This window comes from Micromonospora aurantiaca ATCC 27029 (genome assembly GCF_000145235.1).
Classification (GTDB): domain Bacteria; phylum Actinomycetota; class Actinomycetes; order Mycobacteriales; family Micromonosporaceae; genus Micromonospora; species Micromonospora aurantiaca.
The window spans coordinates 4,534,812-4,560,092 of the sequence record NC_014391.1; the positions used below are offsets into that span (position 1 = coordinate 4,534,812).

25 protein-coding genes are annotated in these 25,281 nt (G+C 69.8%); 15 read left to right on the top strand and 10 right to left on the bottom strand.

The window, feature by feature from the left end; genetic code table 11:
- Window positions 1-210: 210 nt before the first annotated feature.
- Window positions 211-981, bottom strand: coding sequence for a response regulator (locus MICAU_RS19845; RefSeq protein WP_013287139.1), 771 nt, complete (start codon window positions 979-981; stop codon window positions 211-213).
- A 198-nt stretch (window positions 982-1,179) separates the two neighbouring features.
- Between MICAU_RS19845 and MICAU_RS19850 the strand changes: the two genes are divergently transcribed.
- The 5 genes from MICAU_RS19850 (at window position 1,180) to MICAU_RS19870 (ending at window position 5,849) form a co-directional block, all read left to right on the top strand.
- Window positions 1,180-2,166 (top strand): daunorubicin resistance protein DrrA family ABC transporter ATP-binding protein, encoded by a 987-nt coding sequence (locus MICAU_RS19850; protein WP_013287140.1) that lies wholly within the window; start codon window positions 1,180-1,182, stop codon window positions 2,164-2,166.
- Complete coding sequence (locus MICAU_RS19855) at window positions 2,163-2,987, top strand: ABC transporter permease (protein ID WP_013287141.1); 825 nt, start codon at window positions 2,163-2,165, stop codon at window positions 2,985-2,987. The genes MICAU_RS19850 and MICAU_RS19855 overlap by 4 nt, the downstream gene beginning before the upstream one ends.
- A gap of 109 nt (window positions 2,988-3,096) precedes the next feature.
- Complete coding sequence (locus MICAU_RS19860; RefSeq protein ID WP_013287142.1) at window positions 3,097-3,420, top strand: antibiotic biosynthesis monooxygenase family protein; 324 nt, start codon at window positions 3,097-3,099, stop codon at window positions 3,418-3,420.
- Entirely contained in the window at window positions 3,417-5,018 is a 1,602-nt protein-coding gene (locus MICAU_RS19865) for an FAD-binding oxidoreductase (RefSeq protein WP_013287143.1), read from the top strand. The genes MICAU_RS19860 and MICAU_RS19865 overlap by 4 nt, the downstream gene beginning before the upstream one ends.
- Window positions 5,019-5,021: 3 nt before the next feature.
- The gene (locus tag MICAU_RS19870) at window positions 5,022-5,849 is read left to right on the top strand and encodes an NAD(P)H-binding protein (RefSeq protein ID WP_013287144.1); all 828 of its coding nucleotides are present in this window, start codon (window positions 5,022-5,024) and stop codon (window positions 5,847-5,849) included.
- 68 nt (window positions 5,850-5,917) lie between these two features.
- Here the strand turns inward: MICAU_RS19870 and MICAU_RS19875 are convergent, their stop codons facing one another.
- Both MICAU_RS19875 and MICAU_RS19880 read right to left on the bottom strand, forming a co-directional pair.
- Window positions 5,918-6,793 carry a class I SAM-dependent methyltransferase gene (locus tag MICAU_RS19875; RefSeq protein ID WP_041799270.1) on the bottom strand — a complete coding sequence of 292 codons (876 nt, stop codon included), beginning with the start codon at window positions 6,791-6,793 and terminating at the stop codon, window positions 5,918-5,920.
- Window positions 6,790-7,224 carry an ester cyclase gene (locus tag MICAU_RS19880; RefSeq protein WP_013287146.1) on the bottom strand — a complete coding sequence of 145 codons (435 nt, stop codon included), beginning with the start codon at window positions 7,222-7,224 and terminating at the stop codon, window positions 6,790-6,792. The genes MICAU_RS19875 and MICAU_RS19880 overlap by 4 nt, the downstream gene beginning before the upstream one ends.
- Before the next feature lie 155 nt (window positions 7,225-7,379).
- Between MICAU_RS19880 and MICAU_RS19885 the strand changes: the two genes are divergently transcribed.
- Complete coding sequence (locus tag MICAU_RS19885; RefSeq protein ID WP_013287147.1) at window positions 7,380-8,147, top strand: SDR family NAD(P)-dependent oxidoreductase; 768 nt, start codon at window positions 7,380-7,382, stop codon at window positions 8,145-8,147.
- On the opposite strand, the gene MICAU_RS19890 is transcribed toward MICAU_RS19885, so the two are convergent.
- From MICAU_RS19890 to MICAU_RS19900, 3 genes are read right to left on the bottom strand one after another with little or no spacing between them, the layout of a single operon-like run.
- Entirely contained in the window at window positions 8,140-9,426 is a 1,287-nt protein-coding gene (locus MICAU_RS19890) for an activator-dependent family glycosyltransferase (RefSeq protein ID WP_013287148.1), read from the bottom strand. The two genes, MICAU_RS19885 and MICAU_RS19890, sit on opposite strands and share 8 nt — an antisense overlap.
- 56 nt (window positions 9,427-9,482) lie before the next feature.
- The gene (locus MICAU_RS19895) at window positions 9,483-10,349 is read right to left on the bottom strand and encodes an SDR family oxidoreductase (protein WP_013287149.1); all 867 of its coding nucleotides are present in this window, start codon (window positions 10,347-10,349) and stop codon (window positions 9,483-9,485) included.
- A gap of 41 nt (window positions 10,350-10,390) precedes the next feature.
- Window positions 10,391-10,969, bottom strand: coding sequence for a TetR/AcrR family transcriptional regulator (locus MICAU_RS19900; RefSeq protein WP_013287150.1), 579 nt, complete (start codon window positions 10,967-10,969; stop codon window positions 10,391-10,393).
- Between the two features lie 72 nt (window positions 10,970-11,041).
- Between MICAU_RS19900 and MICAU_RS19905 the strand changes: the two genes are divergently transcribed.
- Genes MICAU_RS19905 through MICAU_RS19925 form a run of 5 tightly spaced genes read left to right on the top strand, consistent with a single transcriptional unit; the run spans window position 11,042 to window position 16,588 of the window.
- On the top strand, window positions 11,042-12,439 hold the full coding sequence (locus tag MICAU_RS19905; protein ID WP_244879630.1) for an activator-dependent family glycosyltransferase: 1,398 nt from the start codon (window positions 11,042-11,044) through the stop codon (window positions 12,437-12,439).
- Window positions 12,440-12,484: 45 nt separating this feature from the next.
- Entirely contained in the window at window positions 12,485-13,105 is a 621-nt protein-coding gene (locus tag MICAU_RS19910; RefSeq protein WP_174361802.1) for a dTDP-4-dehydrorhamnose 3,5-epimerase family protein, read from the top strand.
- A complete protein-coding gene (locus MICAU_RS19915; RefSeq protein WP_013287153.1) occupies window positions 13,102-14,028 on the top strand; it encodes an NAD-dependent epimerase/dehydratase family protein in 927 nt (308 codons plus the stop codon). Before MICAU_RS19910 ends, MICAU_RS19915 begins: the two co-directional genes overlap by 4 nt.
- 34 nt (window positions 14,029-14,062) lie before the next feature.
- Window positions 14,063-15,307: a cytochrome P450 family protein gene (locus MICAU_RS19920; protein WP_013287154.1), complete on the top strand. Its 1,245-nt coding sequence runs from the start codon at window positions 14,063-14,065 to the stop codon at window positions 15,305-15,307.
- Window positions 15,308-15,325: 18 nt separating this feature from the next.
- The gene (locus MICAU_RS19925; RefSeq protein WP_013287155.1) at window positions 15,326-16,588 is read left to right on the top strand and encodes an activator-dependent family glycosyltransferase; all 1,263 of its coding nucleotides are present in this window, start codon (window positions 15,326-15,328) and stop codon (window positions 16,586-16,588) included.
- Here MICAU_RS19925 and MICAU_RS19930 read toward each other — a convergent pair.
- Complete coding sequence (locus tag MICAU_RS19930) at window positions 16,569-17,876, bottom strand: activator-dependent family glycosyltransferase (protein WP_013287156.1); 1,308 nt, start codon at window positions 17,874-17,876, stop codon at window positions 16,569-16,571. The genes MICAU_RS19925 and MICAU_RS19930 overlap by 20 nt on opposite strands.
- A 112-nt stretch (window positions 17,877-17,988) precedes the next feature.
- Between MICAU_RS19930 and MICAU_RS19935 the strand changes: the two genes are divergently transcribed.
- The 3 genes from MICAU_RS19935 to MICAU_RS19945 are packed head-to-tail and all read left to right on the top strand — an operon-like array spanning window position 17,989 to window position 21,047.
- Window positions 17,989-18,798: an SDR family NAD(P)-dependent oxidoreductase gene (locus MICAU_RS19935; protein ID WP_425311433.1), complete on the top strand. Its 810-nt coding sequence runs from the start codon at window positions 17,989-17,991 to the stop codon at window positions 18,796-18,798.
- Window positions 18,799-18,816: 18 nt separating this feature from the next.
- Window positions 18,817-19,749, top strand: coding sequence for an aromatase/cyclase (locus tag MICAU_RS19940; RefSeq protein WP_013287158.1), 933 nt, complete (start codon window positions 18,817-18,819; stop codon window positions 19,747-19,749).
- Window positions 19,750-19,751: 2 nt separating this feature from the next.
- Window positions 19,752-21,047 carry an activator-dependent family glycosyltransferase gene (locus tag MICAU_RS19945; protein ID WP_013287159.1) on the top strand — a complete coding sequence of 432 codons (1,296 nt, stop codon included), beginning with the start codon at window positions 19,752-19,754 and terminating at the stop codon, window positions 21,045-21,047.
- Between the two features lie 43 nt (window positions 21,048-21,090).
- On the opposite strand, the gene MICAU_RS19950 is transcribed toward MICAU_RS19945, so the two are convergent.
- Window positions 21,091-22,308 carry a class I SAM-dependent methyltransferase gene (locus MICAU_RS19950; RefSeq protein ID WP_013287160.1) on the bottom strand — a complete coding sequence of 406 codons (1,218 nt, stop codon included), beginning with the start codon at window positions 22,306-22,308 and terminating at the stop codon, window positions 21,091-21,093.
- Between the two features lie 65 nt (window positions 22,309-22,373).
- The gene (locus MICAU_RS19955; RefSeq protein WP_013287161.1) at window positions 22,374-23,579 is read right to left on the bottom strand and encodes an aromatic ring-hydroxylating oxygenase subunit alpha; all 1,206 of its coding nucleotides are present in this window, start codon (window positions 23,577-23,579) and stop codon (window positions 22,374-22,376) included.
- Window positions 23,580-23,783: 204 nt separating this feature from the next.
- Here MICAU_RS19955 and MICAU_RS19960 point away from each other — a divergent pair, with 204 nt between their 5' ends.
- The gene (locus tag MICAU_RS19960) at window positions 23,784-24,545 is read left to right on the top strand and encodes a phytanoyl-CoA dioxygenase family protein (RefSeq protein WP_232236803.1); all 762 of its coding nucleotides are present in this window, start codon (window positions 23,784-23,786) and stop codon (window positions 24,543-24,545) included.
- Here the strand turns inward: MICAU_RS19960 and MICAU_RS19965 are convergent.
- On the bottom strand, window positions 24,535-25,275 hold the full coding sequence (locus MICAU_RS19965; protein ID WP_030275177.1) for an NAD-dependent epimerase/dehydratase family protein: 741 nt from the start codon (window positions 25,273-25,275) through the stop codon (window positions 24,535-24,537). The genes MICAU_RS19960 and MICAU_RS19965 overlap by 11 nt on opposite strands.
- Window positions 25,276-25,281: the final 6 nt, after the last annotated feature.

A 25,281-nucleotide genomic window follows, 5' to 3' on the forward strand; every position in this document is an offset into this window, starting at 1 on the left:
ACCTTTACACCGCAGGCCAAAGACTCGGGACCGCAGTGCACAAAGGAAGCAGAGAGTGGTATCGAAAGTAGTAGAGCGTCGATATGGGCATTTCAGAGGTGGCGTTGGCGACGAGTTGGGCGCCCAATTTGTTGCATGCATGTAAACATATTTTGCAGCCATCTTGGGAATGCTGGACAGCCGAGAGATTGACCGGCCTTAAGGCCCCTGTCAATTCTTGGTGCGACCACGAAAGGGCCGCACCGCCCCTGCGACGAGGCCCGGCCGGGAGGAATTGCGGGCGCCCGGAGGTTGAATGATCGAGGCGGCCACCGCCTTGTTGACGGCATCGATTCGCGAGACCGCGCTGAGCTTGGCGAAGATGTTGCGCAGGTGCCGCTTCACGGTTGTCTCCGCGAGAGACAGACGGGTCGCGATCTGTGCGTTGCTGAGGCCCTCGGCGGTAGCAGCGAGCACTTCGAGTTCGCGCGGCGACAGCACTTCGTCGCGCCGGCCGTAGACATGGTCGAGGCTGCTGCGCGAGACTCCGAGCACGACCCGGGCCCGATCGCGCGAGACGGCTCGGACCGCGCTCACCAGGTCGTGCCGCGCCACGCTCTTGTGCAGATAGCCCCGCACGCCGACCTCGAGCAGATCGCGCACCAGCTCCGGGCCATCGAGCATGCTCAGGATGATGACGGCCGTGTCGGGTGACCCCTCCCTGATCCGGCGCACCGTGCCGACGGGGTCGCCACCCGGGATCTCGATGTCCAGCACGACGACATCGGGCCGGACCGCCATCGAGACGGTCACTGCGGTGACGCTGTCACCGGCCTCGGCGACGACCGACAGATCCTGCTCGGTCTCGAGGATCTGGCGCACCCCGTGCCGGATGAGGTCGTGGCCATCCACGATCATCAATGTCGTCGGGCGGACGTGACCAACAGGCGACCCCATCGCCGGTGACGTCGAGTCGGGCTCCGATCGTGAATCGATCTTCATCAACACCTCAGCGAGTCGGTGAGCACCCGCCAGCCCCCGCCGGAAACATGCCCCTGTGAGTGAAAAGAGTACGTCGATGCCTTACGAAAGAGTACCAGCGAAGCCCATTCTGCCAAGAGATCGAATCTCAATGGAACATCAGTGTTCCATTACTGGAGTTTCGTGTGCTAGATTCAGGGCGCCGAGAGGAGGCGCAGCATGCCGACCAGACCTGCGCTCATCGCCCGTGACCTGTGCAAGAAGCTAGGCAAGACGAAGGCGTTGGACGGCTTCGACCTCACGGTCATGGAGGGCACCGTGTGTGGCCTTCTCGGCCCGAACGGCGCGGGCAAGACCACCGCGGTGCGCATCCTGACAACCCTGCTTCTGCCCGACAGCGGCAGCGCGACCGTCGCCGGGTTCGACGTGGTACGCGAGCCCGCCCGGGTGCGCTTCCAGATCGGACTCACCGGGCAGCAGCCGACCGTCGACGAGATGCTGACAGGCCGCGAGAACCTGCGCATGTGGGGCCGCCTGTACCATCTTCCGGCCCGGGCGGCGCGGATCCGCGCCGACGAGCTGCTGGAACAGTTCAGGCTCACCGACGCAGCCGACAAGCAGGTTCGGCACTACTCCGGCGGCATGCGCCGCCGGCTCGATCTTGCCATCGCGTTCATCCTCGCCCCACGGTTGCTCTTTCTCGACGAGCCGACCACCGGCCTCGACCCTCGGAGCCGCAACGAGGTCTGGAACGCCGTGCGCATGTTGACCCACGGCGGTACCACCGTTCTGCTGACGACGCAGTACCTCGACGAGGCCGACCAGCTCGCCGATCAGATCGCCGTGATGGCCCACGGCCGCGTGATCGCCGACGACACCCCGGAGCAGCTCAAGTCGACCCTCGGCGGCGACCAGCTCGACATCGTCGTGCGCGACGCCGCTGAGCTGGCCGCGGCTACCGCCCTGGTGGAACGCGTCACGACGCAGAGTGCGCACAGCGAGCCAGACACCCGCCGCATCAATGCTCCGGTCAAAGACCGGGTCGGCACGCTCGTCGAGGTGACGCGCCGGCTCGCTGAGGCCGGCATCGACGTCGCTGACATCGCGCTGCGCAGGCCGACCCTCGACGAGGTGTTCCTGCGGCTGACCGCAGACCCGGCGCAGGAGGGCATACCCATCGATCAGACCAAGGAGCCGGTCGGATGAACCCGACGGTCGTATCGTCGCCGGACCGCCTCACCGGACACCTGCGCTGGACGTTGACCGAGAGCTTCGTCATGTGGCATCGCAACCTGATCAGCTGGGTTCGCGTGCCGATTCAGATGGCATACAGCCTGTTCTGGCCGGTTGAGATGGTCGTGCTGTTCGGCTTCGTGTTCGGCGGCGCGATGGCCGTCGACGGGGTCGACAACTACCGCGAATACCTCATGCCGGGCCTGTTCGGCCAGACCATGCTCTTCGGCATCGTCACCACCCTGATGACGGTCGCCAACGACAGCTCCAAGGGGGTGACCGACCGCCTCCGCTCGATGCCGATCTCGCGTTCGTCGGTCGTGCTCGGGCACTGCTTCACCGGAATGTTCCACTCCTTCCTCGAACTGGTCAGCCTGATCCTGTGCGGCCTGGCCATCGGCTGGCGCTGGCACAACGGCTGGGAGAGCGCCGTTCTGGCGGTGCTGCTACTGCTGTTGCTGCGATACTCGCTGATCTGGGTGGGCATCTACATCGGACTCCGGCTCTCCCCGGAGGCCGCCGGGTCGTCGTTCGTGGTGCTGTTTCCGGTCTCGCTGCTGGCCAACACGTTCGTGTCGCCGGAGCAGATGCCGACGTGGCTACGGGTCATGTCCGAATGGAACCCACTCTCGGCGACCATCGGTGCCAGCGCCGAACTGTTCGGCAATCCCGGGCGCACCGGTGGTTCCTGGGCCGCGGACCACGCCACCCTTCTGGCCATCGTCTGGCCGCTGGTGATCACCGCGGTCTTCCTCCCGCTGGCCGTGCGCCGGTGGCGCAACCTGAGCCGGTGACGCGCCGGCCGACCAGCGATCGTCGATCCCCGCGCGAGGCGTCCCTGCCAGCCTGACCGGCGCCCGGGCCCGGTAGGCCCGACGCCGCACCGTAGCGAAGGGCGATCAGGTGGCAGGTAACGAACCGACCGGACCGGTAGCACCGGTCACATTCATCAACCGCTTCACGGTGCACGCGTCCGCGGAGGAGTTCGAACGGACGTTCGCCGCGACCACCGCGTTCATGGCCGCGCAGGACGGCTACCTCGGCAACACGTTGCTGCGACACACGACCGACGAGCAGAGCTACGTCAACATCGCGGTGTGGCGCGACGCCGAACGATTCCACAACGCGCTGGCACAACCCGGATTCACCCCGCACGCCCGCGCCCTGCGAGCCCTGAGCAGCAGCGAACCGAACCTGTACCGGGAAGTCGCCGGAGAGCAGCGATGACCCCGTTGACCCGCCGCCGGTTGCTCGGCGGATCGATCGTCGCGGGCGGCTCCGCACTCGTCGGCGGTATCGGCGCGCCCGGCGGCGCCGCGGCCGCCGGCTGCGCACCCGAGTTCGGCGCGGTGAGCGTCGGGCGCGACGACCCGCGCTACCAGGAGCTCACGATCCGGGGCGCGAACCGCCGCTTCACCGGCACACCCGACTCGGTACGGCTGGTGAATACCCCCGCCCAGGTCGTCGAGGCGGTCCGGGACGCCCGGCGCACCGGAGCCCGGCTCGCGGTGCGCAGCGGCGGGCACTGCTTCGAGGACTTCGTCGACAGCCCCGAGGTTCGCCTGGTCATCGACGTCTCCGAGATGCGCGGCATCTCCTACGACCCGGTGCACCGGGCCATCTCCGTGCAGTCGGGAGCAACGCTGGGCCAGCTGTACCGGACGCTGTACCTCGCGTGGGGTGTCACTCTGCCGGCCGGCGTCTGCCCCAGTGTCGGAATCGGCGGGCACCTCGCCGGTGGTGGCTACGGCACGCTGGCGCTACGGCACGGGCTCGCGGCCGACCATCTCTACGGCGTCGAGGTCGTCGTCGTCGATGCGTCAGGACGGGTGCGCACGGTCGTCGCGACCCGGGCGCCGAACGACCCGAACCGCGACCTCTGGTGGGCGCACACCGGCGGCGGCGGCGGGAACTTCGGCGTCGTCACCCGCTACCTGCTGCGCTCCCCCGGCGCGACGGGCGCCAGCGCAGCCGCCCTGCTGCCCCGGCCGCCCGCCACGCTGCTGCACGCCGCGGTCAACTGGAACTGGAGCGACATCAACGAGCAGATCTTCCTCCGCCTCGTCCACAACTTCTGCCGGTGGCACGAGGAGCACGGCGGCGACGGGACGACCGACACCGGAATCGACGCGGGAATCTTCCTCTACCATAAGATCAACGGTCAGATCCAGCTCGGGGTGAACGTCGACGGCACCCGCCCGGATGCCGACGCGCTGCTCACCGGATACCTGGCCGCGCTGTCCGACGGACTCGGCATCACCAACACCGAGGAACGGTCGGTGACTCCGTGGCTGAAGGCCACCCTGTCGATGCCGCCTGCCGGCGACTACTCGTTCAAGGCCAAGGACGCGTTCCTGCGTACGGGCTGGACCGGCGAACAACTGTCCACCCTGTACCGCTATCTGTCCGAGGGCAGCTACGAGTTCTACGGCAGCAATGCCTTCATCGGGTACTTCGGCGGGAAGGTGAACACCGTCGATGCAGCGTCCACGGCGATGGCGCACCGCGACGCGCGCTTCGCCTCGGTGATCCAGTCGGTGTGGTTCACGCCCGAGCAGGAGACCAAGCTCCTCACCTGGGCCCGCGAGTGCTACCGCGATGTGTACGCCTCCACCGGCGGCGTACCGGTGCCGGGTGAGGCCTACAGCGGTACCTACATCAACTACCCGGACGTCGACATCGCCGATCCCGCGTGGAACCGGTCAGGGGTGCCCTGGCATGCGTTCTACTACCGCGACAACTATCCACGGCTGCAGCGGGTCAAGCGGACATACGACCCGCTCGACGTGTTCCACCACGGGCTATCCGTTCGGGCCTGGGAGTAGACGATGAGGATTCTGATCACCGGTGCGACCGGCAACGTGGGCCGGCACCTCATCGCGCATCTCCTCGCCCTGCGCGTCGAGGTACGCGCGCTGACCCGCCAGGAACCAGCCGTCGCCGGGTTACCCGCGGGCGTCGAGATCGTCCGGGGCGACCTCGCGGCACCGGACACCCTCGGTCCCGCCTTCGACGGCGTCGACCGGATGTTCCTCTTCCCGGTCGCGGAAACCGCCGGGGCGGTGGCCGAGCGCGCCCGCGCCGCCGGGATCCGCCGCGCCGTCGTGCTCTCCTCGGACGCGGTCACCGACGGCACCGACACCGTCTACCACCTGCCGGTGGAGCGCGCGATTGAGAAGTCCGGCCTCGAGTGGACCCACGTGCGGCCCGGCGAGTTCGCGCTCAACAAGCTGGACACCTGGGGTCGCTCGATCCGCGAGAAGGGCGTGGTGCGTGCGGCCTACCCGGCGGCGCGCGGCGTACCGGTGCACGAGGCCGACATCGCGGCCGTCGCGGCGGCGGCGCTCACGAGCAACGACCACGTGGGCGCCGCGTACCGCGTGACCGGTCCGCAGCAGCTGACGCCGGGTGAGCAGGTGGCCGCGATCGCGACCGGCATCGGCCGTCCGCTCACGTTCATCGAGGTGAGCCCGGCGGAGGCACGCGCGGACCTGATCGGCCTCGGCTTCCCGGAGCAGATCGCCGACTACCTCCTCGCCTTCGAGGAGCGGTGGGTCGAACATCCACCGCAGGTCTCTCCCGATGCCGAACGGGTGATCGGCCGCCAGACCCGCACGCTCGCCGAATGGGCCGCCGACCACGTCGCGGACTTCTGACCGGACTCCCGAGAGAAGACCGGGTCGCTGTGTTCGTCGGTCACCTGACCGACGAACACAGCGACCCGTTATCGCACCGGAGGCGTCTGCGCGGTGACGAACCGGACCGGGGTGTCGATGACGAGCGGTCCCGCGCCGTCGCGCATCTCATCGAGGGCCTTGATGAGCCGGGCCCGCAGCGCGGCGGCGTCGTCGGCGGTCAGGTGGTCCCACATCAGCCGCATGCCGTGCGTGTGTGACCAGTCGACCCAAACCTCTCCGGTGGCCGCGACGAGCGGTACCGCCTCGTCATGCACGTCGACATCGACGAATCCCGCCGCCTCCATTGTCGCGCGCAGGTCGGCCGGGCCCTCCAGCCAGCTGTTGAAGCGCCGCTGCAGCGCCTCCGGCCGCCATTGCTCGGGCAGGCTGCGCAACAGATCGTTCGGAATCAGCTCGGTGAAGACCGGCGGGAGGAAGGGAAAGGTGCCGGTGCGGAACTGGGGGCTGGTGAAGCCAATCCGGCCGCCCGGCACCAACACCTGCGCGTAGCGGCGCAACGCGCTGCGCACGTCGGGCAGGAAGATGAGGCTGTAACTGCCGATCACGACGTCGAACGAGGCCGCCGGGAAGTCGACCCGTTCGCCGTCCATGACGCGTGCCTCGACGTTGCCGACGCCGCGCCGGGCGGCTTCGGCACGGGCTGTTTCGACCATGCCCGCCGCGATGTCGATGCCGACGACGCGGCCGGCCGGACCGACCCGGGCCGCAGCCGGGAACAGGCAGGCGCCGGAGCCGCAGCCGACGTCGAGGACCCGGTGGCCGGGTGCGGGCGCGACACGCTCGACCAGCCGTCGCCCCATCGGTCCGAAGAACTCGACCCCGAGCCGGTCGTAGGTCCCGGCGACCCGGTCGAAAGCAGCGGCCACCTCGGTCTTGTAGTCCGAGGCCTTGAGCGTCGTCACGGCCGCCACCCGCCGTTCTCCGGCCACGGGTCACCGAGCTGGCGCAGGGTGCCCTGGAAGTCGGGCCAGTCGCGGTGGTCGCGGATCTTGCCGTCGACGATCCGGAAGAGGTGGATCTGCTCGCCGGCGAAGCGCCGGCCGGTCGGCGGGATCCCGACGAGGTTGCCGACGTGACGGCCGTACAGCACAAGGTGGGCGCGGACCCATTCGCCGTTCTCGGTAACGTTGATCTCTTCGAGGTGCGCCTCCTCGGAGAACGTCCGGCGTACCCAGGCGACGACCATCGCGAAGGCCTTCGGACCCTGCGAGATGCCGTGTTCGAGCGTCGCCGGGTTGAGGTACTCGTCGTGGATGTACTCGTCGACGTCGTCGGTCTTGCCGGTGTTGAACGCGTTGATCACGCGCCGTACGGCGTCGGTCTGACTGCTCATGCGGTGCTCCTACCGATGGTCGGGGCGGTTGCCCGACCCTGGCAGCAGCCGATCGTCACCGGTTCGAACCCGGCTCGAACGGCGCTCGCCCACACGTACCCGACGGTCCGGTCTCCAGACAGACCCGCTCGAGGTGCGGAGCGCAGAATCCGGCCATGGGTAATGGGAACAAGTCCGCGCTGAGGCGCAGCATCGTCATCACCGGCGGCGGCACCGGCATCGGCCGCGCCGTGGCCCGCGGGTTCGCCGAGCAGGGCGATGACGTCCTGATCGTCGGCCGTACTGCGGCGAGCCTGAGGGACACCGCCGAGGGTTACCCGGGCATCCGGACGTCTGTCGCCGACATCACCGCTCCCGGCGCACCGCAGGCCGTCGTCGACGCGGCTCAGCAGGCGTACGGGCGGATCGACGTCCTGGTCAATAACGCCGCCACGTCGGTCGCGAAGCTCCTCGCCGACACCACGGAGGAGGAGATCCAGTCGCAGTTCGCGACGAATGTCATGGCACCGATCCACCTGACGCGGTGTGCTCTCGAACCCCTCGCGGCCAGCCGGGGCGTGGTGGTCAACATCAGCACGGCGGGCGCGCTCGGCCAGCGGACGTGGCCCGCCAACGGGGCGTACGGCGCGAGTAAGGTGGCGCTGGACTTCCTGACCCGCACCTGGGCCGTCGAGATGGCTCCGCACGGGATCCGGGTCGTGGGGATCGCGCCCGGTGTCGCCGATACGGGTATCGGGGTCCGCAGCGGCATGACGGAGGAGCAGTACGCCGACTTCCTCAAGTGGATGGCCGACCGTGCGCCGGCGGGACGGGTCGGCACGCCGGAGGAGATCGCCACTTGGGTGCGCAAGCTCGTCGAGCCGGACGCCGGTTACCTGACCGGCGTAGTGATCCCGATCGACGGGGGCCTGTCCCTCACCTGACGCCGTGACGTGCCGTCAGCCGTTCGAGGACTGGTACCACCTCGCGGGGGGCCGGCATGCCGAGGGCCTCGCGCCGCAGCCGCGTCGCCCGGTCGCGAAGCCGTCTGTCAGTCAGGGCCCGCTCCACCAGCGCGGACGTCGCGGGCACCTCCCGCACGCGCAGACCCGCGCCAAGCCGCTCGAGGCGGCTCGCCTTCAAACCGGTGTCCCACAGCATGTCCGGCACCAGCACCTGCGGCACCCCGTGCACGAGCGCGGTCTGGAACGAACCGGCTCCGCCGTGGCTCACCACGGCGGAGCAGAGCGGCAGCAGCGCGTCCAGCGGCGCGAAGTCCACCACCCGTACGCGCTCGGTGTCGACGCCGTCGCGCTGACCGCCCGACAATGTCGCCACCACCTCGACGCCCAGGTCGGCGATCCCGTCCAGCAACCGGGCGACGGGTACGCGGTCCGCGCCCCATATCTCCCGGTGTGAGATTCCCATCGTGACGCATACCCGGGGCACCTCCGGATCGAGTTCGGCCAGCCACGCCGGAACGACCGAGGGCCCGTTGTACGGCACGTATCGCATGCCGATGCGGGGCGATGCGGTGCCCAGGCTCAACGAGGACACCACCGGATCCACGGTCCACTGCCCGACCACCACCTCCTCGCTGAACGTGCGGCCGTGCCTGCGCAGCACGCCGTCGAGCCACTCGCGCAGCGGATCGTCGCATGCGGACGCGGGGCGTCGTGCGGCCGCGCGCAGGAACGCGCCGCGGGCGTGGCCGAGGATGTCCAGTCCGAACAGCACCCGCGCATGGGCGGCGCCGCACGCCGCCGCCGCCACCGGGCCGGCGAACGACATCGTGTCCCACAGCACCAGATCGGGCTTCCACCTGCGGGCGAACTCCACCAGGCCGTCGACCATGCCGTCGGTGTAGTACCGAAAGACCATCGGCGTGTACGCCGCGAAGACGCCGAGAAGGTAGTCGTAGGTGAGCGTCGTCGGGTCGGTCTCGGCGAGGTCGAGCAGCTCCGGCCAGTCCGCCCAACCGAAGGTCCCGCCGCCGTCTTGCGCGGCCCCGCTCTCGACGTCCCCGCCGGTGTCCTGTTCACCGACGCTCGGGATCGGCTCGCCGACCCCTGCGAACGGCAGGCCGGCGCTGACGACGTGCTCCTCCCCCTCGGGGTGGGTCGCGACGCACACGTCGTGGCCGGCCGCACGTAGCGCCCACGCGATCGGCACGAGGCTGTAGATATGGGACCGGACCGCGAAGGTCGTCAGGAGTACCCGCATACCGCGAAGCTAGGAGCCGGCCGTGGTGGCCGGCTCGAAGCGCGCTGGGCAGCCCGTCAGCGAAAGTCGTCGGCGTGGTCCTGAGCCCACTGCGCGAACGTGCGCCCGGGCCGGTTGGTCACACTCTCGGCCGTGGGGTGCTCCTCCACCGTGTCCTTGTCGTACTGGTGCTCGGCCTCTGGCGTCGTCTCCTCGTTGGAGTACGTGACGAGACCTAGCAGGAACGGTGCGTTCGCTGCTGCCCAGCCACCGAGCGCCTGGTAGTACGCCAATGCCTCCTGCGCGGTGACGTCCTTGAAGGACAGTTCCCGTCCGACCGCCGCGGCGATCGCCTCCAGCTGCTCGGCGTGGGTGAGCGGCTGCGGCCCGACGATGGTGTAGGCCTTACCTGTGTGCCCGTCTTCGAGTAGCGCGAGAGCAGCGATGTCGGCGACGTCACGCTCGTGCGTCGGCACGCCGACGGCGTCCGGATGCGGGTCGTACACTGCGTTCTCGGCACGGATCGACGGCGCCCACATGTGCAGAGTGTTGGTCGCGAACTCGCCGGGCCGGACATGGGTCCACTCCAGGCCGGACTCCTCGACTGCCCGCTCGACCGGCAGGTGGAAGTCGGTGTCGTAACCCGTGGTCACCGCCCCCGACGACAGCACGACGATGCGCCGCACGCCGGCCTTCACGGCGCGGGCGACTACCTCACGCGCGGTCTCCGGTGCCGGGAAGAGGTACATCCGCTCGACGCCTTCAAGCGCCTCGCTCAGCGAGTCCGGCCGGCTCAGGTCGCCGCGGACCAGGTCCACGCCGGCCGGCACCTCTGCCCTGGCCGGGTCGCGGGTCAGCGCGCGGACGTCGACGCCGGCGGACACCAACTGCGGCAGGACGTTGCGGCCAACGTAACCCGTCGCACCGGTCACAAGGATCCTCATCGTTGCTCCCAATGGCTTGTAGGGGTGGTGTCCGGTCGCGCTCACGCGTCGCGGACGACACCACGCTCGAGCGTGCGGATGACCGTCGACGTGACCTCGTGCCGCGACATCATGCCCTGGCCGGACATTTCGCAGCCGGTATAGACCAGCGACCACAGGACGTGCTGGATCCACCGCGCATCAACGGCGTGATCGAAGACCCCCTCCTGCTGACCTCGCTCGATCAGCAGGATGACCGGCTGCACGATCGGCGGCTTCTCGGGCTTACGGTTGGCGAACTCCTCCGCCAGCCGTGGGTCGCCGAACAGGAACAGCAGACGGTCGCCGAGCTCCACCATGGCCGCCACCAGGCGGCGCATGGCGTCGAGCGGCTTGCCCTGCTCGACGTGCGCGTCGACGACGGCTTGCTCGATCGCCGTGTAGCAGTCGGCGACCACCGAGTTGATCAGCTCGTCGCGGTCGGGGAAGTAGCGGTGCAGTGTGCTACGACCCACGTCGGCCGCCACCGCGACGTCGGCCAGGGTGGCCGAACGATTGTGCGCGAAGACCGACGCCGCAGCGTTGAGAATCGCGCGCCGGGTTCGGTTGCGCGTTCCGGACTCCGGCACCTCCGTGACCATTGACCCAGCCTAGCAGGATAGTGGCCCAGAGCGGAACATGGGTGCAACTAATTTGGAGATCGTACTCCACGATTGGCACATCCTGATCCCACTTCTCCGGCTCGAAAGCGGAGACGGAGTCATCGAGTCCGACTCGAGCGGATCGCAAGCGCCCGGTGCGAATCTCTGGGCCTGAGGCAGCCGCCGTCCGCATTCGAGGAGACCTTCATGCGGGTCCTGTTCACGACGTTCGCTGCCCCCTCGCACCTGCAGATCCAGGTGCCGATCGCGTGGGCGCTGCGCGCAGCCGGGCACGACGTCCGGATCGCGGGCCAGCCGGATCTCGCCGACGCCGTCGCGCGGACCGGCCATCTGTTCGTGCCCGTCGGCGAGCCGCTCGCCCTGTCCGAACAGATCGACCGGCCCGACGACGGCTCCGTCGACTTCACGGCACTGGCCGACCTGAGCTGCCGGCGGCCCGACCGGCGCACGCGCGAATACCTGCGCACCGCCCTGGCGATATCCACCGACGTCTACCGAGCACTGAACCCGGAGCCGATGATCGCACAGCTCGTCGACCTCGTCTTCGACTGGAGGCCCGACCTCGTCGTCTGGGACACGATGACGTTCGGCGGCGCCGTCGCCGCGATGGCCGGCGGCGCCGCGCACGCGCGGCTGCTGTTCGGACTCGACCTGATCGCCCGCGCACGGATGGAGTACCGGCGTCACGACGCACCCGACGACCCGTTCCGCGACTGGCTCGGCAGCGCGCTCGACAAGTACGGCGTCGCGTTCGCCGAGGAAGCCGTGGTCGGGCAGTGGACGATCGATCCCGTGCCACCCTCGGTCGGGCTCGCCACCGACCAGCTTCGCGTGCCGGTCCGGTACGTGCCCTACAACGGCGCGGCCACGGCGACGGAGATGACGTGCGCCCCGGCGCACCGGCCACGCGTGTGCCTGACGCTCGGTCAGAGCGGACGCGACGTGCTCGGCCGCGACCGCACCGCGAGCGCCGAACTGCTCGCCGCCGCGGCCGACATCGACGCCGAGATCGTCGCTACGCTCGACGCGCGGCAACTCGCCGGCCTCGGCCCGGTGCCGTCAAACGTCCGGGTCGTCGATTTCATGGCCCTTGACGTGCTGCTGCCAACCTGCTCGGCGATCATCAACCACGGCGGCTCCGGCTCGATGCAGACCGCGCTGCTGCACGGCGTACCGCAGGTCGTCGTGCCCGACCTGATGTGGGACACCGAATACAAGGCCGAGCTGATCGAACGTGCGGGTGCCGGGGTGTGGATCCGGGACCCGGACTTCCCCGCGCCGGCCCTGGCCGCGGCCGTCCGCCGTGTCTTGATCGATCCGTCGTACCGCGAGGCGGCGGCGCGGCTGCGACGCGAGGTGCTCGGCGCCCCGACACCGGCCGACATCGTTCCCGCCCTCGAACTGCTCACCGAGCAGCATCGTCGGCCGGTCACCGCCGGTCCGAACTGATCGTCCATCGCCCAACCGATTCGGGAGCACCGAATGTCATCCACCATGCAGGCCCGCGCACTGAAGGTCGAAGGCGCCGTCGAATTCACCCCACGGGTCTTCCCCGACGACCGCGGGATCTTCGTCTCACCCTTCCAGGAGACCGCCTTCGTCGAGGCGCTCGGCCACCCACTCTTTCCGGTGGCCCAGACCAACCACAGCCGCTCACGCAAGGGCGTGGTCCGGGGCGCGCACTTCACCCTCACCCCGCCCGGAATCGCCAAGTACGTGTACTGCGCGCGGGGCAAGACGATCGATTTCGTCGTGGACATCCGAGTCGGTTCCCCGACCTTCGGGCAGTTCGATCAGGTCCTGCTCGACCAAGAGGCGTTCCGGGCCGTCTACCTGCCGGTTGGCGTGGCCCACGCCTTCGCCGCGCTCGAGGACGACACCGTCGTGTCGTACATGCTCTCCGACGGCTACGTCGAGGCGCACGAAAAGGCGGTCAACGTGCTGGACCCGGCGCTGAATCTGCCGCTGCCGACCGGCGTCGAGCGGGTGCTCTCCGATCGGGACAGGTCCGCGCCCACGATCGAGGAGGCCCGCAGACTGGGCCTGCTACCGGACTACGCACAGTGCCAGAAGCTGGAGAGCGAACTGTTCGCCGCGCCCCGGGGTCGCGAGTGAGCACCGCGGTCGCGGTACTCGGGGCCACCGGTGGCGTCGGGCAGCACGTGTGCTCGGCGTTCCGTGCCTCCGGTGACCACGTGCTCGGCATCGCCCGGCGCCCATCCGCGGCGGGCTCCGCCCTCCGCCTCGACCTCGCGGAGGCTGCGCCGGCGCAGCTCGCCGCAGCGTTGACCGCACACCGCACCGAGATCGTGGTGAACGCGACGGGGGGCTGGGTCCTCAGCGCCGAGGCGATGCACCTCGCCCACGTCCAGATCGTCGAACGGCTGGTCGCCGCCAGCACACTCATGCCCGATCCGCCGCGCATCGTCCACATAGGCACCATCCACGAGTACGGCCCGGTGCCGGCCGGGACACTGATCGACGAAAGCCGCACGCCGGAGCCGCAGACCGGATACGCCCGGACGAAGCTGGCCGGTTCACAGGCGCTTCTGAACGCGACCGCCGCCGGCACCGCACGGGGCGTGGTCCTGCGCGCGGTCAACGTGTGCGGGCCGGGCACGACTTCCGCCAGCTTCCTCGGCGCGGTCCTCGACCGGATCCGCGACGTCCGGCCGGGCGACCGCGTGCCGATGACGATTGCCGACGCGCGCCGCGACTACCTCGACGTGCGGGACCTCACCGACGCGGTCGTCCGGGCGGCCCGCGCGCCCGAGAGCACGGTGGGTCAGGTCATCAACGTCGGCCGCGGCGAGGCGGTCGCCATGCGGCAGCTCGTCGACTGGCTCCTGGCCGCGGCCGGACTGCCGCCCGACACGATCGACGAGCAGGGCGCCGCGGTGCAGAGCAAGGGCGGAGACTGGACCCGGGCGGACAACCGCCGGGCGGCGCGGCTGCTCGGCTGGCAGCCGCGGACCGCGCTCGACGCGTCGCTGCGCGACATGTGGCACGACGCGGCAAGGCGGTACAGCGAAGCTTGAGGGCACCACGAGCGCGCGTTCCTAGCTTGTCCGCATGACGGCGACCAGCACAGACGACGCCCTCGGCTCGACCCTCATGACACTGCGCGGCTTCCAGTGGGTGTACGGGGCCCGGCAGGACCCCTACGCCCTCCTGCTCCGGGCAGAGAGCGACGACCCCCACGAACTCGGCCGGCGCGTACGCGCGAACGGTGCGCTGACCTGGAGCAGTGCCGAGGCCTGGGTCACCGCGACGCACGCCTTGGCCGTCCGGCTCCTCCGCGACGAGCGGCTCGGGCTGCGCAAACCGCCGCCCACCGACAGCGCACCGTCGTGGGCCATGCCGACCCTCGACGACGTGCTGCCCCTCGACGACGTGGGGCTCCAACTCGACCGGACGGACTGCGAACGCTTCGGGCGAAGCGTCGCGGCCGCACTCGCCGCACCACGCCTGAAAAAGGCACACACGGAGATCACCGTCCGGATCGACCGGCTGGCCGCCGGCCTCAACGGCACGTTCGACCTGACCTCGGACTACGCGGTGCCCGTCGCCACCATGGCCACCTCTGTCCTGCTCGGCGTGCCGGCAGCGCACCAGGAGGAGTTCGCGCGGCTGTGTGCGGGCGCCGCGACCGCCCTCGACGCCACGCTGTGCCCGCCGCGGTTGGACACCGCCCGGCTGCTGCTCGACTCGATCGCCGGGCTGCGGGAACTGCTCGTCTCGCTGCCGACCGGCGCCGGTGACGACCTGCTCGGCGAGCTGACGCGCACCGAGCCGGACAGCGTCCTGCCGGTGGCGCTGCTCCACTGTGCCGTCGGCGCCGACCTTACGGCGACGCTGATCGCCAACACCATGAGCGCGCTGCTCGCCGAGCCTGGGCGGTGGACAGCCGTGGCGACGGATCCGGGTCTCGCTGCCGCCGCGGTACGCGAAACCCTGCGCTTCGCGCCGCCCGTCCGGCTGCAACGCCTCGTCGCCCGCACCGACCTCGATCTGGACGGCACCGCGATCACGGCGGGCAGCGAGGTCGTGGTCCTGCTCGAAGCTGCCAATCGCGACCCCGCCGCGTTCGCCGACCCGGACCACTTCGATCCGGGACGCGAGCCGGCTGCCGAGATCCTCTGGGCGCACCCTGCGATGCCGGCCGGCGTCGTCGCCGAGACGGTACGCCGGCACGCCACCGTCGCCGTGTCCGCCCTCGCGGCACACCTGCCCACGTTGCGTGCCGCCGGCGAGGGCTACCGGCGGCTGCGGTCCCCCGTGACCGGCAGCCCGCTGTCGCGGCCCGTCGTTGCGTGAGCGAGAGGAGGCGCGGACATGCGAGTACTCATCACCTGCTTTGCCGTCGACAGCCACTTCAGCGGATGCGTGCCCCTCGCCTGGGCCCTGCGCACCGCCGGGCACCAGGTTCTCGTCGCCGGACAGCCGGCGCTCATCGAGGCCGTCGTGCGTGCCGGACTCACCGCGGCGCCGGTCGGCGTCGACCACGCCCACGATCAGATGCTCGCCAAGGTCGGCGCTGACATCCTCGCGCTGCACGACGACCGCGACTACCTGGAAAAGCGCCACGACAGGCTGGGCCTGGAGTTCCTCAGGGGCCACGAGACCGTGATGACTGCGCTGTTCTACTCCAAGGTGAACAGCGACTCGATGATCGACGACGTCGTAGACCTGGCCTACGGCTGGCAGCCGGACCTGGTGCTGTGGGAGCCGTTCACGTTCGCGGGTGCGGTCGCCGCCCGGGTCACCGGCGCGGCGCACGCCCGGCTGTTGACGATGCCGGACATGTTTCTCAGCACCCGTGAGCGACACCTGTCCATGCTCGACCGGCTACCTGCCGGGCGGCGCGACGACGTGCTCGCGTCCTGGCTCGACTCGACCCTTGCGCGCTACGGTCACGGCTTCGACGAGGAGATCGTCACCGGGCAGTGGTCCATCGACCCGATGCCCGAGGGCATTCGGATCGACACCCGGCAGCCGACCGTGCCGATACGCTACATCCCCTACAACGGCCAGGTGCCGTCGATCGTGCCGGACTGGTTGCGCGAGCCGCCCGGCAGGCCGCGTCTGTGCGTGACGCTCGGCATGACCGCCCGTACCAGCAACTGGTCGAACATGATCGCCATCGAGGACCTCTTCGAGGTCGTCGCGGAGCTCAACGTCGAGGTGGTCGCCACGCTCTCCGCCGAGGAGCAGGCCCTCGTGCCGGACGTGCCGGACAACGTCCGGCTGGTCGAACACGTGCCGCTCGACGTTCTGCTGCCGACGTGCGCCGCCGTCCTGCACCACGGGGGCCTGGGCACCTGGGCGACTGCTGCAGCGCTGGGCGTACCGCAGTTGTCGCTCGGATACATGTGGGACGCGGTCTACCGGGCCCAGCGCACCGAGGCGCTCGGTGCGGGACTGGCCCTGCACTCCTCCGACCTCACCCCGGCGAGGCTGCGCGGCCTCCTGGCCCGAATCCTCGACGAGGGCTCGTTTCGGCACCGGGCCGGACAGCTGCGCGAGGCCATGAGTGCGATGCCCTCGCCGAACGACGTGGTTCCAATGCTGGAGAAGCTCACCGCAGAGCGCGGGTGAGGCGCCGCAGCGCCGGCACCAGTTCGGCCGGTGCCGGCGCGGCGAGCATCTCGACCCGCAGCCGGGCGGCCGCGGCCGCGAAAGACGACTCCTCGAGCACTCTCGACAGCAGTGCGCGCAGCTCCCGCGCCGTGCACTTCTCGGCGCTGCCGCACAGTGCCGCTCCCGCCTCCGCCACCCGCCACGACTTCAGGTGGTTGTCGAGCAACACCGCCGGCACGATGACCTGGGGTACGCCGTGGATGAGTGCGGTCTGGGAGGTGCCTGATCCGCCGTGGTGGATGATGGCGGCGCAGGTGGGCAGGAGCACGTCGAGGTTGACGAACTCGACGGTGCGGACGTTGTCCGGTATGGGGTGGCCGGGCGGGATCTGGCTGTTGCTCAGGGTGGCGATGACGTCGACGTCGAGGGTGGCGACGGCGTCGAGGAGTTCGGTGACCGCGGTCCGGTCCCCGCCGAGGGTTTCGCGGAACGAGCGGCCCAGGGTGAGACAGACCCGGGGCCGGGTCGGTGGCTCGCGTAGCCAGTCGGGGACGGTCGCGGGCCCGTTGTAGGGGGTGTAGCGCATCGGCAGGTAGTGGTGGTCGACCGGCAGCCGGAGGGAGGCCGGGACGGGGTCGATGGTGAACTGTCCGAGGACGGCTTGCTCGGTGAACGGGTGGCCGTGTCGGGCCAGGACGTCGCCGAGCCACTCCTGCAGCGGGTCGTCGCGCAGGGCCGGCACCCGCCCTCGCAGCAGTTCGAGGTAGGTCGACCGCATGTGCCCGAAGACGTCGAGACCGAACAGCAGCCGCGCATGGGCGGCGCCGCTGGCGATCGCCGCGACCGAACCGGCGAAGGTCACCGGGTCGCGGACGACGAGATCCGGACGCCAGTCCTGGGTGAACGCAACCAGATCATCGATCATCCCGGCGGAGCAGGACAGTTGGTGGTCCAGCGACGTCCAGGCGGTCAGCACGGACTGGACGTAGTCGTACGTGAGCCGCTGCCGGCGCAGCTCGCACAGGTCGAACAGCTCCCAGCGCATCCGGCCGCCCGGGCCCCACAGCTCGTCGCCGGTGAACTCCCACCGCTCGGCCACCTCTTCCACGACGTCCTGTGACCACCGGTCCGCGCCGAGCGGCGGCCCGACCGCGACGGCTGTGAGCCCGGCGCCGGTGATCGCCTCCGTGAGATCCGGCTGGCTCGCCACCCGCACGTCGTGGCCGGCCGCACGCAATGCCCACGCCAGGGGCACCTGCGCGTGCAGGTGCGTCGGCGCGGCGATGGTCGTGAAGAGCACCCGCATGCCGGACACCTTGGACGTCACGGCTCGTGCCGGCCCTGAGCCCCGATGGAGCAGCGGGTTCAGCGCCGGTCCACCGATCGTCGACCGCCCCGACAGCGGCGATCGCCACGATGTGGCTCGGCACGAAGGACGGGAGAGAACATTGACGCAGGACAGCCTCGCTGTCGTTACCGGCGCGACGAGCGGCATCGGACACGCGGTCGCGACGTTGCTCGCCGAACGCGGATCGGCGGTCTACATCTGCGCCCGCGACGGCCACGCCGTCGACCTGACCGTCAAGGAGCTGCGCGCGAAGGGTCACGACGTCGACGGCCAGGCGTGCGACGTCCGCGACGCCGGCCAGGTGCGGGCGTTCGTCACCGCGGCCGTCGAACGGTTCGGACCAGTCGGCGTACTCGTCAACAACGCCGGCCGCAACGGCGGCGGGGTGACCGCCCAGATCACCGACGAACTGTGGCTCGACGTGCTGGAGACCAACCTCACCAGCGTGTTCCGGATGACCCGCGAGGTGCTCACCACCGGCGGCATGCTGGAGCGCGGGTGGGGACGTGTCATCAACATCGCGTCGACCGGCGGCAAGCAGGGTGTCGTGCTCGGAGCGCCGTACTCGGCGTCGAAGCACGGCGTCGTCGGCTTCACCAAGGCCCTCGGGTTGGAGCTGGCCAAGACCGGCGTGACGGTCAACGCCGTCTGCCCCGGGTACGTGGAGACACCGATGGCCGAGCGGGTCCGACGGGGGTACGCCGAGGTCTGGGACAGCACCGAGGACGAGGTGCTCGCCCGGTTCCAGGCGAAGATCCCGCTCGGCCGCTACAGCACTCCGCAAGAGGTCGCCGGCCTCGTCGGCTACCTCGTCACCGACACTGCCGCCCCGATCACCGCGCAGGCGCTCAACGTCTGCGGCGGACTCGGCAACTACTGACCCGAGGGGAGCGACGACATGTCGGAACAGCACACCGATCACCGGGTGACCGTGGCCGCACCCGTAGCGGTGATCTACGACCTCGTCGCCGACGTGAGCTGCTGGCCGGTGGTGTTCCCACCGACCGTGCACGCCGAACAGATCGAGCGCAGCGGCGACGGGGAGCGGATCCGGATCTGGGCCACCGCGAACGACGAGGTCAAGAACTGGACCTCGCGGCGGATCCTGGACCGGGCGGCACGCTCGATCACGTTCCGGCAGGACCGGCCGGCTCATCCGGTGGCGGCCATGAGCGGCGAGTGGCGGTTCGAACCGGCCGGACCCGACAAGACGGTCGTGCGGCTGCTGCACACCTACCGGGCGGTCGACGACGATCCAGGTCACCTCGACTGGATTCGGCGCGCCGTCGACCGCAACAGCGAGGCCGAACTGAGCGCGCTGGCCGCTGCGGCGGGGCGCGACGACGAGCTGCTGCTGTCCTTCGAGGACGCGGTGTCGATCAACGGAAGGGCCGCGGACGCGTACACCGTCATCGACGAGGCCGGGCTGTGGCCGCAGCGGTTGCCGCACGTCGCCCGGGTCGTCCTCGACGAGCGCGTACGCGGTGTCCAGAGCCTCGCCATGGACACCCGCACCGCGGACGGATCGGTGCACACGACCGTGTCGATCCGCATCTGCCTGCCGCCGGACCGCATCGTGTACAAGCAGCTGCAGACGCCGAAGCTGATGAGCGCGCATACCGGGTTCTGGTCGTTCCGCGAGCACAACGGCGACACCGAGATGGTGGCCGGACACACCGTCGTGATCAACGAGTCGGCGATCGCCGGCGTTCTCGGTGAGGATGCCACGGTCGCCGACGCTCGCTCGTACATCCGCGCCGCGCTCGGGCGCAACAGCGGCACCACGATGCGGCACGCGAAGGCGTACGCGGAGCAGGCCCGCCGAGGCTGACGATGCGGGTGCTCTTCACAACCTTCGCCCAGCCGACGCACCTGCACGCGCAGGTGCCCCTGGCGTGGGCGTTGCGTGCGGCCGGCCACGACGTGCGGGTGGCGAGCCAGCCGGATCTCACGGAGGCGATCACCGGCGCCGGGCTCACCGCTGTCGCGGTCGGCGAGCCGCTGAACCAGCAGGAGCAGGTGCGGGAGTTGGACGAGCAGCACCGGCGCGAGGTCGAGGAGGCGCCCGACGACGAGCCGGCGCCGGCGGACTACATCGAGTTGACCGACATCAGCGAGCTGCGCGACGAGATCCTCACCTACGAGTACGTGCAGAGGCAGCTGACGGCTGTGACGATGTTCGGCTTCCGGACGCTGTGCCCGGATCGGATGATCGACGATCTCGTCGCGTTCGCGAGGGACTGGCGTCCGGATCTCGTCGTGTGGGACTCGGTGACCTTCGCCGGTTCGGTCGCGGCGATCGCGAGTGGGGCGGCGCACGGGCGGCTGCTGTTCGGCCTGGATCTGGTCGGCCATGTCCGGCAGCGGCACCTGGAGCTGCTGCGAGGGCGGGTGCCGGCCCTGCGCGACGACCCGCTGCAGGAGTGGCTCGGCGACGTCCTGGCCCGACACGGCCACCCGTTCACCGAGCAAGCCGTCCTCGGACAGTTCACCATCGACCCCGTCCCGGCCTCCCTCCGGCTGCCGGTCGACCACCACTACCTGCCGATGCGCTACACCCCCTACAACGGGCCCGCGACCGTCCCCGACTGGCTACGCGAGCCACCGACCCGGCCCCGGGTCTGTCTCACCCTGGGCCGCTCGTTCCGCGAAACCCTCGGCGGGGACCGGACCGCGGTCACCGAACTCCTCGACGCCGTCGCCACCCTCGACGTCGACGTCATCGCCACCCTGAGCAGCAGCCAGATCCCGCCCGGCCACCCCATACCGGACAACGTCCGCACCGTCGAGTTCGTCAACCTCGACGTGCTCCTGCCCACCTGCGCCGCCATCATCCACCACGGCGGATCAGGCACCTCCCAGACCGCACTCATCCACGGCGTACCCCAGGTCATCGTGCCGTACAAGCTGTGGTGCAACGGCCCGCGGGCCGAACGCATGGAGCGTGCCGGGGTGGCGGTGTGCGGGGTCGCGGGACGGTCCGCGGCGAGCGAGGTGCGGGCGTTGATCCGACGCGTCCTCGACGAGCCGTCGTTCCGGGCCTGCGCCGGCGACCTGCGCCACGAGATGCTCGCCGCTTCGACCCCGGCGGAGCTGGTACCGGTGCTGCGGCGGCTCGCGCAGACCTGAACCGGCCGCCTCCCTGTCGGCTGCGGCCGGTTCACGGCCGGGCTCAGACCACCCGGACTTCCGGCACATACAGGATCCACTTGCCGCCGGCCTTCCGGAACTCCTGCTCCTTGGCGATGATCTCGTCGGCGTGGTTCCAGGCGAACAACAGCGCATAGTCGGGGTACGGGGCGGCGAACGCATCCCGCGACCGCACCGGGATGTGCGAACCGGGGGTCAGCCGGCCCTGCTTGTTCGGCGTCGTGTCGGAGATGAAGGAGATCAGGTCGGGTCCGATGCCGCAGTAGTTCGTCACCGTCGCGCTCTTCGCGGTCGCGCCGTAGCCGACCACCGTCTGGCCGTTGGCCTTCAGCTGCCGCAGCAGCGTGGTCAGTTCCTCCCTGGCCTGCTCCACCCGGCCGACGAACTGCTTCAGCGTACCTTGCCCGGCGAGGTCACGGCCGTGCTCCTCGGCCACCAGCGCGGCGACCCTAGCGGAGGCTGGACGGGCGCCGCGCCGCGCGATCGTGTACCGCACTTCGCCGCCGTGCACTGGCAGCCGCTCGACGTCGACCAGTTCGAACCCGAACCGTGCCGCCATCGCCTGCACCGACACGGCCGAGAAGAAGTAGAAGTGCTCGTCGTAGATCTGATCGAACGAGGTGCGGTCGACGATCTCGGCGAGGTACGGGTCCTCGAACACGAAGATGCCGTCGGGTGCCAGCAACTCGTCGACGCCGCGGAAGATCGAGTCGAGGTACGGGATGTGGCAGATGGTGTTCGCGGCGTAGATCACCTGCGCCGGCCCGGACGCGGCCCGGATCTGCTGTGCGGAGGACTCCTGGAAGAATTCGGTGGTCACCTGTACGCCGTAGGCGCGGGCGACCGCGGCGACGCTCTGCGAGGGCTCGACGCCCAGGTGCCGGATCCCGGCGTCGGCGATGACCTTCAGCATGACGCCGTCGTTGCAGCCCAACTCGACCAGAAACGCGTCGTCGCCGGTCAGCTCGGTGTCGATGAAGTGCTTGGCGGTCTGCTCGAAGTGCTTGCGCATGGTGGCCGAGCCCGACGACAGGTACGGGTAGTGCCCGTTGAACATCAGGTGCCGCGGAACCTCCTCGATCAGCTGCACCATCGAGCACTGCCCGCACACTCCGACGGCCAGGCGGAAGAAGAACTCGTCGCCGACGTAGTCCGGCTCCAGAAAGCCGCTGGACAGCGGCTGCGGGCCGAAGTCACAGAACTCGCGCAGTTCCCCACCGCACGTCCGACAACTCAACATGACCGGTATCCCCATTCTCGTGCGGCTGCTGTCGATCCGGTTACCGTCGGCCAAGGCGCTGGTCGTCAGCTCAACGACGACTGGACGGCGGCTAGCGGGCCGGCCTCCGCCGGTTCCCGGTACTCCTCGGCAAGCAGCGCGGCGGCGAGCTTGCGGTAGAAAACCGGCACCGCCGGCTCCTTCGGACTGAGGTGACCGCGTCCGGCAAAACGGGATCCGGCGGCCCGCTGCACCTCTTCGAGGCCACGCTGGTCCTCGCCGTTGATCACCGCGGCGTAGGCCTCGTTCCCCTCGCGGATCTGCTGAAGCTGCTCGGCGTCGGTGCCCTCGACGGTCTGACTCGGCGCCAGGATCCCGCCGCGCACCTCGGTCCGGTCGATCGCGGTCGGGATGAAGCTGAGCCAGATCACCGTCTCGCCGGCCGCGGCGAAACTCGTGCAGGGAAAGACCGAGACGTTGTAGACCTGGCGTCGCTCCTGTTCGGTCAGCCGGAGGAACTCCACATCCTGCGGCTCCTTGAACGGCACCGTGAACCGCAGCACCAGGGGTGAATCGTCGCGCACGTCGGTGTCGGAGCCGCCCGGCGTCGACGGCTGGATCGTCTCCGGGTGGAAGCCCATGACGTGATAGTTCTCGTGGACGTTCTCGACGGCGACCTTCCAGTTGCAGTGCCAGTCCTCGACGAACGAACCCACCTGCGTCATGGCGCCCAGCTCGTAATTACCCAGGTCCTCGCCGATGCGGCTCAGGTGGGTGCGCAGCGGCGGTGCGCCGCTGTCGAGGTTGACGAAGACGAAACCCTGCCACTGTTCGACGGCGAACCCGGGAAGCCGGCAGGTGCCGGGGTCGAAGGCGGGGTTCCCCCGCATGTGCGTCGCAGCGATCAGCTGGCCGTCCAGGCCGTAGCGCCACAGGTGGTACGGGCAGGTGAAGTGCTCGGCCCGCCCGGCACCGGCCGCGACGACCGGCATCATCCGGTGCCGGCAGATCGGCGACATCGCGTTGAGTGCGCCGGTGCGGTCGCGGGTCAGCAGCAACGGCTCCCCCGCGATCGTCAGCGCGAGGTAGTCGCCGGGCCCGGCGAGCTGGTCCGCCCGGGCCACCATGATCCACGAGCGGCGGAAGATCCGGTCCAGTTCCAGCTCATACAGCTCGGGCGAGGTGAACGCTCGTGGCGGCAGGCTGATCCACGGCGGCTGCGGCGTCACGTACTCACGTAACTGGTCCAGCAGGGCGTCGAGCTCGCCGCTGCCCCGGTTCGGTGTCGTCATCAGAACCCGACTCTCTTCCCGGTCGTAGGGCTGGAACTCCGGACGATCCCAGGCTGCGCTCGAAACGGACTCGGGCAGCGAGCACGCCGGGCCGGTGCGGGTCTACCGGCTGACGCGAAGGACTCGAGCGGCGCGCCGCACCCTGTGGGCGGCAGTCACCGTGACGGGAGGACGTAGTCCATGGGAGACACAGGCGCGCGAAGCATGATCGATCCGATTTCTGACGAGACCATCCGCCGCTACCGGGAACAGGGCTTCGTCCACGTGCCGGGCGTGCTCGACGCCGACGAGGTGGCCCGGTATGCCGAGGCGGCCGCCCAGCTCCTCGACAGCCACATGGAGATCTGGGACGGCGTCAACGGTGTCGAGGTCAACTACGTCGCGCAGGCCTGGCGCAAGAGCGACACGATCCGGGAACTGGCCCTTCACCCGGCGATCGGTTCGATCGCGCTGCAGCTCGCCGATGGCCCGATGCGGCTGTACACCAGCGAGGTGCTCGCGAAGGAGCCGCACAAGGCGGCGCCGACGCTCGTACACGACGACGAGACCGGGCTGCCGTTGTCGTCGTTGTCGCGGGCCTTGACCGCCTGGGTGGCGCTGTCCGACGTCCCGGTCGAGCGCGGTTGCCTGTCGTACGTGCCCCGTTCGCATCTGCGACCGCCGGAGCACCGGCAGGAGCACATGACGAGTTTCGAGGAGTTCGCCGACATCACCGACATCTGGCCGGAGTTCCCGTGGCAGCCGCGGGTGACCGTGCCACTGCGCGCCGGTGACGTGACGTTTCACCACTGCCGTACCGTGCATCTGGCCGGTAGCAACACGTCCGACGCACGTCGGATGGGCCACGGCATCGTGTACGTCAATGCTGACGCCACCTACCGCCCCGGCGTCCAGGACGGGCACATGGCGGGATTCGAGCCCGGCCAGCCGCTGGACGACGAGGGATTCCCGCTCATCACCCTGTAGCGCGGAGGGAGGAGAGGTAGCGGGCCAGGGCTACGCGATGGTAGCCCGGCCCGAAACCCAACGCCGTCACCTCCGGTACGAGCGTGCGCAGCTTGGCGATCGACGGGCAGTGCGACACTGTCGAGTCGAGGAGCACCCGCTCGGCCGTCACGCCGAGATGCCGCTCCAGCACGTCGATCACGGCCGCGATCTCAGCGCAGTCGCCCGACGCCACGTTGACGACCTCGTCGGTGACGCCGGTGGCGAGCAGCCGGTCGACGACCGTCATCCAGTCCTCGACGTGGACGATGTCGCGCCGGGCGCCTGGTTGGACCGTGACGCGTCCGGCGCGAAGCTGCCGGATGATGGCGGGCACGAGCCGGAACTCCGGTTCTCCGGGACCGAGCACGTACCCGAGGCGCAGGATCAGGTACGGAACGCCGCAGTCGCGGATCATCCCTTCCAGATCCAGCTTGTGCCGTCCGTACGGGAGGGCCGGCTCGACGGGGTCGTCTTCGCGTCCCTGGCAACCCGGCCCGCCGTACATGCTGACGGTCGAGAAGAACACCAACTGCCGGCCGTCGCGCACACAGTCCCGGAGTGTGTCGGCCACCAGCCGAGCCTCACGCTCGTGCTCGGCGTCCGGCAGCGGGTGCCTCGGTACCCCGGCAGCGAGCACGGTGACGCCGGGGTACGCGTCCGCGAGCGGCCGCAGATGCCGGGCGAGGAAACCGCTGCCGATCAGACGCATCGGGTC